12 protein-coding genes are annotated in these 12,120 nt (G+C 40.9%); all 12 read left to right on the forward strand.

Annotated elements, in window-relative coordinates; translation table 11 throughout:
• The first annotated feature begins 182 nt into the window (after positions 1–182).
• The 12 genes from K5Q29_RS10185 to K5Q29_RS10240 all read left to right on the forward strand — a co-directional run bounded on the left by K5Q29_RS10185 (position 183) and on the right by K5Q29_RS10240 (position 11,528).
• Positions 183–1,403 carry a folylpolyglutamate synthase/dihydrofolate synthase family protein gene (locus K5Q29_RS10185; protein ID WP_105138814.1) on the forward strand — a complete coding sequence of 407 codons (1,221 nt, stop codon included), beginning with the start codon at positions 183–185 and terminating at the stop codon, positions 1,401–1,403.
• 190 nt (positions 1,404–1,593) lie between these two features.
• On the forward strand, positions 1,594–3,117 hold the full coding sequence (locus K5Q29_RS10190; protein WP_105138815.1) for a quinol oxidase: 1,524 nt from the start codon (positions 1,594–1,596) through the stop codon (positions 3,115–3,117).
• Between the two features lie 117 nt (positions 3,118–3,234).
• Positions 3,235–5,172, forward strand: a complete 1,938-nt coding sequence (gene mutL / locus K5Q29_RS10195; RefSeq protein WP_105138816.1) for a DNA mismatch repair endonuclease MutL — start codon at positions 3,235–3,237, stop codon at positions 5,170–5,172.
• Between the two features lie 38 nt (positions 5,173–5,210).
• Positions 5,211–5,801, forward strand: coding sequence for a Holliday junction branch migration protein RuvA (gene ruvA, locus K5Q29_RS10200; RefSeq protein ID WP_024406764.1), 591 nt, complete (start codon positions 5,211–5,213; stop codon positions 5,799–5,801).
• Positions 5,802–6,054: 253 nt separating this feature from the next.
• Positions 6,055–6,624: a DNA-3-methyladenine glycosylase I gene (locus tag K5Q29_RS10205; protein ID WP_105138817.1), complete on the forward strand. Its 570-nt coding sequence runs from the start codon at positions 6,055–6,057 to the stop codon at positions 6,622–6,624.
• A gap of 36 nt (positions 6,625–6,660) precedes the next feature.
• Complete coding sequence (locus tag K5Q29_RS10210; RefSeq protein ID WP_105138818.1) at positions 6,661–7,842, forward strand: competence/damage-inducible protein A; 1,182 nt, start codon at positions 6,661–6,663, stop codon at positions 7,840–7,842.
• Positions 7,843–7,893: 51 nt separating this feature from the next.
• Positions 7,894–9,045 (forward strand): recombinase RecA, encoded by a 1,152-nt coding sequence (gene recA / locus K5Q29_RS10215; RefSeq protein ID WP_011922545.1) that lies wholly within the window; start codon positions 7,894–7,896, stop codon positions 9,043–9,045.
• A 235-nt stretch (positions 9,046–9,280) separates the two neighbouring features.
• Positions 9,281–9,679, forward strand: a complete 399-nt coding sequence (gene spx, locus K5Q29_RS10220) for a transcriptional regulator Spx (RefSeq protein WP_002939362.1) — start codon at positions 9,281–9,283, stop codon at positions 9,677–9,679.
• Positions 9,680–9,778: 99 nt separating this feature from the next.
• Entirely contained in the window at positions 9,779–10,045 is a 267-nt protein-coding gene (locus K5Q29_RS10225) for an IreB family regulatory phosphoprotein (RefSeq protein WP_002939360.1), read from the forward strand.
• Complete coding sequence (gene ruvX / locus K5Q29_RS10230; protein WP_002939356.1) at positions 10,045–10,464, forward strand: Holliday junction resolvase RuvX; 420 nt, start codon at positions 10,045–10,047, stop codon at positions 10,462–10,464. The genes K5Q29_RS10225 and ruvX overlap by 1 nt, the downstream gene beginning before the upstream one ends.
• A gap of 11 nt (positions 10,465–10,475) precedes the next feature.
• Positions 10,476–10,796 carry a DUF1292 domain-containing protein gene (locus K5Q29_RS10235; RefSeq protein ID WP_002939343.1) on the forward strand — a complete coding sequence of 107 codons (321 nt, stop codon included), beginning with the start codon at positions 10,476–10,478 and terminating at the stop codon, positions 10,794–10,796.
• 153 nt (positions 10,797–10,949) lie between these two features.
• On the forward strand, positions 10,950–11,528 hold the full coding sequence (locus K5Q29_RS10240) for a nucleotidyltransferase family protein (protein WP_105138819.1): 579 nt from the start codon (positions 10,950–10,952) through the stop codon (positions 11,526–11,528).
• The last annotated feature ends 592 nt before the right edge of the window (positions 11,529–12,120 follow it).

Raw genomic sequence — 12,120 nt, forward strand, 5'->3', positions numbered from 1 at the left:
TAAAAATTTGGGTTAAAAACCTTCCTTTTTGTGCGCCCTAAATACAAAAACTATTCCCGTTTTGTCATGAACTGCTCAGACGGGAATAGTTTCTTTAGCTGCTTAAATGCTTAACTTAATGACATTGGTTTTTTTGTCCAGCCTCTTTTTTTGTTATACTAGACAGTATGTAGGAGGTGGCTATGTTAGAAAATTGGTTAAACACCAAGCAAGGTCAGGTGTTTCATTACAAGATGGAAAAGATTGAGTATGCCCTAGAACAGCTAAGAAATCCCCAGTTTGCAGTGCCGGTCATTCATGTCGCTGGAACCAATGGCAAGGGATCGACCATTGCCTTTATGCGCCAGCTATTTCAGGCACATGGCTTGCGTGTCGGCAGTTTCGTGTCACCCCACATGGTGAGCGTACACGACAGGATTTGTATCGACAGCCAGCCCATTTCTGACCATGATTTTCAGCACTATTTACAGAAAGTCTACGACTTGGAGCAGGAAATCGCCGCTCGCTATGAGCCTTTCCGCTATTTTGAGGTCATGGTGCTCATTATGTTCCTCTATTTCCAGGACCAGCAGCTCGATGTGGCACTAGTAGAGGTCGGCATCGGAGGGCTTTTGGATACGACCAATGTCGTGGCACCAGCCCTAAGCGTGATCACCTCCATCGGCATGGACCATCAGGATTTATTAGGCTCGACTTTAGGGGAAATAGCAGAGCAGAAAGCAGGGATTATCAAGGAAAACGTGCCTGTCGTCCTTGGACCACTTTGTCCAGAAACCACAGCCATCTGTCGCCAAATTGCCCTTGATAAACAAGCACCTGTCTACCAATTTGGTCAGGAATTCACCTATAAAGCAGGACAGTTCAGCAATACGGACATCAATCTGTCGGAATTAGTTCTGGGTCTGGCAGGCCATCATCAAGAAGAGAATGCGGCCGTAGCTTTGCAAACTTTTTTGCTTTATATGGCAAGTATTCAAAAAGACATTCAACCTCAGTTGATTCAACAGGCCCTTGCCCAAACCAGCTGGCCTGGTCGTTTGGAATTGGTTGCTCAAGAGCCAAAAATCTATTTGGACGGAGCCCACAATGTCCCCGCCATAGAACGTCTGATTGAATTTATTCAGGAACAAGAAGTGCCTGTCACCATTCTTTTTTCAGCTCTTCGGCGCAAGGACTTTCAAGAAATGCTGGAATTATTGGACGAAAAATTACCACATACTGCCCTTGTATTAACCAGCTTTGCTTATGATGGTGCCTTGTCTGAGGAAAACCGACAAGGACGAGATTATGTTGAGAACTATCAGCAGTTTATAGAAGACTGGCAATCTAGCGAGCAAGGTATTTTGATTGTCACAGGCTCTCTCTACTTTATCTCAGAAGTTCGTCGGCTTTTTAAAAAATGAATATCTTTTTGCGAATAAATAGGTATGACACATGCAGAAAAAATAGCATTTCTAAAGGAATTTGAAAAGCTCAAACGCCATACCTTTCGCCAGTTAGAACAGTTTGCAAAAATTTCTAGAACTCCCGATAGGAAATGACATCGGGAGTGCTTTTTGATATAATAAGGAAAGCAAATCCAAGGAGAAGAAAATGACAGAATTAGATGTAGTTTCGGACGTAGTTACTCATCCTGAGGAAACTTATCGGCGTAGTCGTAGAGCATCACGCAGACAGCAAGTGCAACTGAATGGTGAATTTCATGAAAGAGTATTAAAGACAAAGTATTGGCCAGCTCTTGTTTGGAGTTTAGTTTTAAGTGTTTTTAGCGTAGCCAATCCACTGCTAATGCCATTTGCAACCAATATACAAACTCAAAATTTATATGCAGGGATGGCAATGGCAAATGGACAAATCCCTTATGGTGATTTCTTTGGTACAAGCGGGTTATTATTCTACTTACTTGCTTTCTTAGGTCATCTGGGAGGGACTTTCATTATCTTTGGAATCCTCCAGTTTATAGCGTTACTGATAGTGGGAATCTATTTCTATAAGATTGTAGCTTATTTTAGTCAGTCAGAACACCTAGCGACAAGTTCTAGTCATTGGTTCTATGTATTTATTTTTGCACTTGGTTTTGGAGGGATGTATGCAGAAATGTTTGCTCTTCCGTTTCTTTTGACTAGTGTGTGGTTTCTGGTCCGCTATTTTGAAAATGCAGTGCGTGATGAGGCATTTATCCTCTATGGAATCGATGCGGCATTGGTATTTTTAATTTACCCAAAAAGTCTGATTCTTTGGTTAGTTGCAGGTCTAGTTTTATTTATTTTTAATATCCAACACCGCCAAGTTACTCGAGGAATCTATCAATTATTAGCGACCATTTTTGGTTTTCTTCTGATTCTATATGCGGTAGGTTATTATGCTTTTGAGGCGCAGATTCTGGGGACAGCTATTCAACAAACTTTCCTTTATAACTTACAGTTAGACTTTCACCATTCCTATCTATATTTAGCCGTGGCGATTGTGTCTGTATTCTTACTCTTATCTGGATTCTTTAAAAGTTTCATCCAAATGGTGTTTTCTTTCAAACAAGGAAGACATACCTATATCAAAGTTCTCCTATTATTGACTTTCTTAGTTCAATGTGTCTTTATTATCGGGAATGCAAACTTTCAATGGAGCCAACTCATTCTTCTTTTACCGTATGGTTTTGCGATGTCAGTCGTTTACCTGCGTGATGAGGATGTAGAAGATCATCGTGGGTATTTGCGTCGTCAATTCTTCCTTCCATTAGCTATTTGCTTGGGTATTATCGCTCAACCTGCTTATCTTTATTTGATACAGGGAGATTTGAGAACTGACCGTGAACAAGTTGTCGATTATATTGGTGAACAAACGAAAGATTCGGATAAGATTTATGTTTGGGATAATAGCGCAAGCATCTATCTTTCAAGTCAACGTTTATCTGCCGCAACGATTACTACAGCAGAACCCTATCTGAATACTGACGACAATAAAAATAGCTTGATGTATGACATCAATAAAAATGAGGCAAAATTTGTAGTCGTCAATAAGAATTTGCCAATTCTAGATGAAATCAAGACAAATTTAGAATCACAGTACCAGTCTGTTCAGACAACGGATTACTTTACGATTTATCAAAAGAATGAATGATTGCTCAGGCAGTCATTTTTTCTTTAGCCTATCTGGGAAAAGTAGGGAAAGTGGATATGTGGTATAATGGAAAAATAAGCATTCGGGAAAAATTATTAAAGAAATGTAGGAGAAATGATGTCACATATTATTGAACTACCAGAAATACTAGCCAACCAGATTGCGGCTGGTGAGGTCATTGAGCGACCAGCCAGTGTGGTTAAGGAGTTGGTGGAAAATTCCATTGACGCAGGGGCTAGTCAGATTGAAATTAGTGTTGAAGAGGCTGGCCTTAAAATGATTCAAATCACGGATAACGGTGAGGGGATTGCCCCTGATGAAGTAGCACTTGCCCTCCGCCGTCACGCCACCAGTAAGATAAAAAGTCAATCGGATTTGTTTCGTATTCGCACCCTCGGTTTTCGTGGAGAAGCTCTGCCTTCCATTGCTTCTGTCAGTCATATGGTTATTGAGACAGCTACGGCAGACTTTGCACACGGACTTCATTTGGAGGCCAAGGGTGGTGTCATCGAGAAAGAGGAGCCCGTTAGTCGTCCAGTTGGTACACAGATTACTGTTTCGGATTTATTTTACAATACCCCTGCTCGTCTCAAATACGTTCGCAGTCAACAGGCTGAATTATCACATATTGTTGATGTTGTAAATCGATTGAGTCTAGCTCATCCGGAAATAGCTTTTGCCTTAGTAAACGAAGGACGAGAATTAATTAGAACTGCAGGGACAGGGAAACTTCGTCAGGCAATTTCAGGGATTTATGGGATTGCTTCTGCCAAAAAAATGGTTGAAATTGAGGCAGAAGACCTGGATTTTCAGATTTCAGGTTACGTTTCCTTGCCAGAGTTGACTCGTGCCAACCGCAACTACATTTCCATTTTCATCAATGGTCGCTATATCAAGAATTTTTTGCTTAATCGAGCGATTTTGGAAGGTTATGGTAGTAAGTTGATGGTTGGACGCTTTCCGCTGGCGGTGATTTCTATTGAGATTGATCCTTATTTGGCTGATGTCAATGTGCATCCGACCAAGCAGGAAGTTCGCATCTCCAAGGAAAAAGAACTCATGACCTTGATTCGAGAGGCGATTAGTCAAGCGCTTAAAGAGCAGGACTTGATACCAGATGCTCTTGAGAATTTAGCTCAGTCAAGTACTCGACCAAAAGTAAAAGCAGAGCAAGGCACCTTACCACTCAAAGAGCCAAAAATCTATTATGATACGATTAAGCAAGACTTCTTCTTAAAACCAGACGTGGTCGCTGAGGATGTCAAACCTCTCGAAGAGGATAGGCAAGAGATTGTTGAGTCGCCTGTCGAAAATAAACCTACATCCGTTCAATTTGCAGAACGTCAGTCGGTGGAATCAGAAGATCAGGAGCATCCTAATCTAAGTGCAAAAGAATTGGCAAAACTGGCAGATAAATTAGACCGGGAGGAAACATCGACATTTCCAGAGTTAGAATATTTTGGTCAAATGCATGGGACGTATTTATTTGCACAAGGCAAGACAGGACTTTATATCATTGACCAGCATGCCGCACAAGAGAGGGTCAAATACGAATACTATCGTGAGAAAATTGGACAGGTTGACAATTCAGCTCAACAGTTATTGGTGCCGTATATTTTTGAATTTCCGCAGAATGATGCCCTTAACCTTGTCCACAAAATGGATGCCCTCCGTCAAGTTGGTGTCAACTTAGAAGAATATGGAGCTAATCAATTTATTCTGCGTGAACATCCTATTTGGATGAAGGAAGAGGAGATTGAGTCCGGCATCTATGAGATGTGCGACATGTTGCTCTTGACGGATCAGGTGTCAATCAAGCAGTATCGGGCAGAACTGGCTATCATGATGTCATGTAAACGGTCGATCAAGGCCAACCATGCTTTGGATGATTATTCGGCGCGTGATTTATTGAGACAACTGTCTTACTGCCAAAATCCCTATAACTGCCCGCACGGTCGCCCAGTCTTAGTGCATTTTAGCCAGTCGGACATGGAAAAAATGTTCCGTCGCATTCAGGAAAATCATACAAGTTTGCGTGAATTGGGCAAGTATTAACATAGTTGAAAAAGTTGACACATTAGTAAAGGAAGTATATGTACGACTATATCAAAGGAATTTTAACGAAAATAACTGCAAAATATATTGTGGTAGAAACGCATGGAGTAGGCTATATCTTGCAGGTTGCGAATCCCTACGCCTATTCAGGACAAGTCCAGCAAGAAGTGACTGTCTATACTCATCAGGTGATTCGTGAAGATGCTCATCTGCTCTACGGATTTGCTACAGAAAATGAAAAATCCGTCTTTCTGAGTCTGATTTCAGTATCAGGTATTGGTCCGACAACGGCTCTGGCTATTATTGCTGTCGATGATAATGATGGGCTTGTTCGTGCCATTGAGCAAAAAAATATTACCTATCTGACCAAGTTTCCGAAGATCGGCAAGAAAACAGCCCAGCAGATGATTTTGGACCTGGAAGGCAAGTTTGTCATGAGCGAAGAAGCGGGTCCTGTTCAACAAGTAGCACCATCCAGTGAAAATATCGCCCTCGAAGAAGCCATGGAAGCCATGGAAGCTCTTGGCTACCGACCAGCCGAACTCAAGAAAATCAAGAAATTCTTCGACGGCACCAACGACACCGCAGAAAACTACATCAAGTCAGCCCTTAAAATGTTGATGAAGTGATAGGATACTAAGGCGTTAAGCGATACAAAGCAAAATAGACGGCCGAACAGAAATTTTGTTAGAAATTTCGTTGTGAGACCTCCGCAATGACAGCTAGGTAAGAGGCGAGTTTTAACGACGCCTCTTGCCAGATGTCAACTGCGTTATTCGTTGATATTTAGGATTCAGTTTGACAATTTTACAAAGTATCGTAGTCGTGTTTCAGTCAGTTTATCCTGATTCGCACTTTAGTTATTCACGAAAAGGAGTTTCTATGTCCTGTTGTGCTTGGGTTAATCTAAATAATCCACTCTATATTGCTTACCATGATGAAGAATGGGGCAAGCCACTTCACGATGAACAGTCTTTGTTTGAGTTGCTTTGCTTGGAATCCTACCAAGCAGGACTTTCCTGGGAAATTGTTCTCAATAAACGCCAGGCTTTTCGCTCTGCTTTTTTCAACTATGATATTCAAAAGGTTGCGACCATGACAGATAGCGAGTTAGACGGTCTTCTTGCCAATCCCAACATCATTCGCCACAAGGCAAAGCTGTACGCTACCCGTGCTAATGCCCAGGCCTTTCTTCGAGTACAGGAGGAATTCGGCACGTTTGATACCTATCTTTGGGAATGGGTTCACTTTACATCTATCGATAACCCTGTCAAGTCCTTCCGAGAATTGCCGACCAAGAACGACTTGTCTGAGCGTATTTCAAAAGATTTGAAAAAGCGAGGTTTCAAATTTGTAGGTCCTGTCTGTATTTATTCTTATTTGCAGGCAGCAGGTCTGTTGAATGAACATGAAGAAACTTGTGAGATTGGAAAGAAATTACGAACTAATTAGATGAGCGAGCAATCGCACCCTAGACAGAGGAGGAATATGAAAGCAGAACTAATCGCCGTTGGGACGGAGATTTTGACAGGCCAAATCGTTAATACCAATGCTCAGTTCCTTTCGGAGAAATGTGCAGAGCTGGGAATTGATGTTTATTTCCACACAGCTGTTGGAGATAATGAACAGCGGCTTCTATCTGTACTGGAAGTAGCCCGTCAGCGGAGCGACTTGGTCATTCTCTGTGGAGGACTTGGTCCAACTGAGGATGACTTGACCAAGCAGACCCTGGCGACCTTCTTAGGTAGAAAATTGGTCTTTGATGAAAAGGCTATAGCAAAATTAGACCGTTTCTTTGCCAGTCGACCAGGTCGTGTTCGCACACCAAATAATGAGCGTCAGGCACAGATTGTGGAGGGAAGTCAGGCGCTACCGAATCCAGCTGGTTTAGCTGTTGGTGGTATGATTGAGCAAGATGGTGTAACCTATATTGTTTTGCCTGGTCCACCAAGTGAGCTCAAGGCCATGTTTTCTGAGAGTCTCTTGCCTTTACTGTCCCAATCTCAGCAGCAACTTTATTCGCGTGTCCTACGCTTTTTTGGCATTGGTGAAAGCCAGTTGGTAACTGTTTTGGCGGACTTGATTGACAAGCAGACAGACCCAACTCTAGCACCCTATGCTAAGGTTGGAGAGGTGACTTTACGCTTGTCCACCAAAGCGACCAGCCAAGAAGAAGCAAATCTACGTTTGAATCAGTTGGAAGAAGAAATCTTACAACATGACAAACTGGCAGACTATTTCTATGCCTACGGAGAGGACAATAGTTTGGTCAAAATGGTAGCGTCTTGTTTGATAGAGAAAAAACAAACTATAGTCATCGTCGAACAGGGGACAGGTGGTCTCTTGCAAGCTGAATTGAGTTTGGCTTTGGCTGATCAGCCGTATTTTAGCGGAGGGAAAGTCATCGGTCAGCTAGGGACAGAATCGGGCAGGCTATCAGAGGAAGCTGACTGCATTCGGCAGGAGCTGCAAGCTGATTTAGGTTTGGCTGTGTCTGTGCTTATCAAACCGGAATCAACAGAGGACAACGTACTTGCAAAAGTATATCTCACTTTGGCTACGACCTCGGGTATTTCCAAAAAAGAGATAGATTTAGGTGGTTATTCGTGGCAATACCTTCGCCAGCTTGCTTGTTTGCAGGCCTGGGATTTTGTACGAAACACTTTGTGAAATAGCAGATATTTGCTATAATAGTTTGACTAAGAAAAGAGGAGAAAATCATTGGCTAAGAAACCAGGAAAAAAATTAGAAGATATTACAAAGAAATTTGGCGATGAGCGTAAAAAAGCGCTGGATGATGCCCTAAAATCAATTGAAAAAGATTTTGGTAAGGGTGCTGTCATGCGTCTTGGTGAGCGTGCTGAGCAAAAAGTTCAAGTCATGAGTTCAGGTAGCTTGTCAATCGACATTGCGCTTGGAGCGGGTGGCTATCCGAAGGGGCGTATCATTGAGATTTACGGTCCAGAGAGCTCAGGTAAGACAACTGTTGCCCTTCATGCAGTAGCTCAAGCTCAGAAAGATGGCGGTATTGCTGCCTTTATCGATGCGGAGCATGCCTTGGATCCAGCCTATGCAGCAGCTCTTGGTGTCAATATTGATGAGTTGCTCTTGTCACAGCCAGACTCAGGAGAGCAGGGTCTTGAAATCGCTGGTAAGTTGATTGACTCTGGTGCTGTTGATTTGGTTGTTGTTGACTCGGTTGCAGCCCTTGTACCACGTGCAGAAATTGACGGTGATATTGGTGATAGCCACGTTGGTTTGCAGGCTCGTATGATGAGTCAGGCCATGCGCAAACTCGGTGCATCCATCAACAAAACAAAAACAGTAGCCATTTTCATTAACCAGTTGCGTGAAAAAGTCGGTGTCATGTTTGGTAACCCTGAAACAACACCTGGTGGACGTGCGCTTAAATTCTATGCATCTGTCCGTATGGATGTTCGTGGAAACACACAAATCAAAGGAACAGGCGACAAGAAAGATCAAAACGTTGGTAAGGAAACCAAGGTGAAGATTGTGAAAAACAAGGTGGCGCCACCATTTAAAGAAGCTGTTGTTGAAATCATGTACGGTGAAGGAATTTCTCGCACAGGTGAATTGATTGAGATTGGTAGCAACCTCGGCATCATCCAAAAAGCAGGTGCTTGGTATTCATATAATGGAGAAAAAATTGGCCAAGGTTCTGAAAATGCTAAGAAATTCTTAGCAGATAATCCGGCAATCTTTGATGAAATTGACCGCAAGATTCGTGTTCATTATGGTTTAATTGAAGCAGATGGAGTTGAAGAGGTTGCGACCGAAGAAGCTCCTGTTGTTGCGGAAGAGATCCAAGATGTTATCCTAGATCTTGATGGCGGTATTGAATTAGAAGATTAATTCCTAACAAAATAGATTTAATATTGAACTATTGATGCCTATCTGTTATAGGTGTGTGCGAAGTTGTTTAGTATAAGCACGAAAAAGTCTGGAAATTCCAGGCTTTTTTCTAATAAAAACCGAATTTTTACCCCAAAATTTAAAGTTTTTTTAAAAAATAGGTCTGCAGACCGAGGGAATTTATGATATAATAGTCTATAATGTGCTTAATAAAATGTAGCAAAGGAGTGACTACATGATTAAAATTTATACCGTATCTAGTTGTACTTCTTGTAAGAAAGCGAAAAATTGGTTAAATGCTCACCAATTATCTTATAATGAGCATAATCTTGCGAAGGAAGCCATTACTAAGGAAGAAATCCTAAACATCTTAACAAAAACAGAGAATGGTATTGCAAGTATCGTATCATCAAAAAACCGTTATGCAAAGAGTCTGGACTTTGATATTGAAGAGTTGAGTGTGAATGAGGTCATTGATTTAATTACCTCTAACCCACGTATTTTGAAGAGTCCAATCTTGATTGATGAGAAACGACTTCAAGTGGGCTATAAAGAAGATGATATACGCGCTTTCTTGCCACGTGCAGTGCGCAATGTTGAAAATGCTCAAGCTCGTATGAGAGCAGCTCTATAAGATGTACAAAAGGACTCTTTTGGGGTTCTTTTTGCGCATTTTTTGAGAATAATTAAAATTTGTGATATAATGTAAAAAATAGGGAAAGAAGGTGTAAGTATGGGATTTACTGAAGAAACCGTTCGTTTTCGTCTAGATGATACAGATAAACAAGAAATCAGCAAGACATTGACTAGTGTTTATCGTTCGCTGGAGGAAAAGGGTTATAATCCGATTAACCAAATCATTGGCTATGTATTAAGTGGGGACCCTGCTTATATTCCTCGCTATAATGATGCCCGCAATCAGATTCGTAAGCATGAACGGGATGAAATCATTGAAGAATTGGTGCGCTACTATTTGAAAGGGAATGGGATTGACCTCTAATGAGAATAATGGGATTAGACGTCGGTTCCAAGACAGTTGGTGTAGCCATTTCAGATCCGTTAGGTTTCACGGCCCAAGGGTTGGAAATCATCCCAATCGATGAAGAAAAGGGCGAATTCGGTCTGGAGCGTTTGACCGAACTTGTAGAACAGTACAAGGTTGATAAATTTGTTGTAGGCTTGCCAAAGAACATGAATAATACTAGTGGTCCACGTGTGGAAGCTAGTCAAGCTTACGGTGATTTATTGACTGAGCGTTATAAACTTCCAGTTGATTATCAGGATGAACGTTTAACAACTGTTGCAGCAGAACGGATGCTGATTGAGCAAGCGGATATCAGCCGAGGAAAACGCAAGAAAGTTATTGATAAATTAGCAGCTCAGCTGATTTTACAAAATTATTTAGATAGAACATTTTAAAGGAGATTCTAATGGCACATCATCATGACCATGAACACGACCACAATCACGACGAACGTGAGTTGATTACTTTGGTAGACGACCAAGGTAATGAAACACTTTTTGAAATCTTATTGACGATTGACGGTCAAGAAGAGTTTGGTAAGAACTATGTTCTCTTGATTCCTGCAAGTGCAGAAGAAGATGAGAACGGAGAAGTTGAAATCCAAGCCTACTCATACATTGAGAATGAGAATGGCACAGAAGGCGATTTGCAACCTATCCCAGAAGACGCAACAGCAGAATGGGATATGATTGAAGAAGTCTTCAACAGCTTTATGGAAGAGGAATAAAAAGGTCCAGTGGACCTTTTTATCATGAGCCTGAAAACAAGAAAGCGAATTAAGGTCCAGTGGACCTTTTTATCATGAGCCTGAAAACAAGAAAGCGAATTAAGGTCCAGTGGACCTTTTTATCATGAGCCTGAAAATCAAAAGGGAGGCCAGATGAAAGATAGTTTTACAGAAAGAAATAAGAGGCTGAGTGAGGAATTAGAGAGGCATCTACTGGCTGATAAAAATATTTTGGACATATTAGACATAATGGATAGACTGAATTTATCAGATTGCTGGCTCTGTGCGGGAATTATCCGTAATTTCATTTGGAATCAATACAGTTTTGATGAAGAAACAGATGTCGATCTCGTGTTTTTTGATGAAAATATTTCTTATGAAGAGACAATGGAAATAGAAAGCGATTTATATCAAAATTATCCAGCCTATCGATGGGAATTAAAAAATCAAGTGTATATGCATATCCATAGTCCGAATACTAAACCGTATCAATCATCAAGGGATGCGATTGAAAAATTTCCAGAAAGATGCACAGCGATAGGTATTTGTCGAACAGAAAGAAATAAACTAGAAATATTTGCTCCTTTTGGATTGGATGACATTTATGCCTACCAAGTACGACCAACACCACATTTCTTAGCGGATCCTAATCGTATGGAATTGTATCGACAAAGAATTCTTAAAAAACAGTGGAAAAAGAAATGGCCATCGCTAACAGTAAAAGAGACCTAACTCCCACCAAGTAAGTAAGCAAAAAACAGTATTTTTTTATAAACTAAAACAATTAACTAAGGGAGACTATGTTATGGAATTTGAAACGGTTTGTTTGAAGTTTGAAACTTAGGTAGGCTACATTGCTACTTCCAAAGTTAAATTTAGAAACCATATCAAGGCTATAATTCGTAAATAGGAAAGTCAAAAACGTAAATTTGATCGTCTCCTCCATGAAGATATTTATGGTCTGATTCAAACACCGAGCTTGGGTAATGATGAGTTGCTGATGTTAAGGGGGCTCCTGAGAGATTATCGAAAAAATTTAATCAATGACCGATTTGAAAATATGGAAAATTGATAAGCGGACAGAGTTTTGCTGACTGTCAAAAAATAATTCGAGAGTTACAAGGATATTAGAAAAAAATTCGTTGATGGTTAACTCAAATAAAAAAATAAGTAATGAAGAATCCTGAAATAAAAGTTTGAAAGTTCTATAATGAAGTTAGCCACCTTACCTTAGTCAAGAATTAGATGTTTCACTATGTTTGAGTAAGTTGATGATTTCATTTGATAACAGGTTTGAAGCTGTTAGGCTAGGTGGCCAAGGCTA

It is taken from the genome of Streptococcus sp. 2018037 (assembly GCF_019754195.1).
GTDB lineage: Bacteria > Bacillota > Bacilli > Lactobacillales > Streptococcaceae > Streptococcus > Streptococcus hashimotonensis.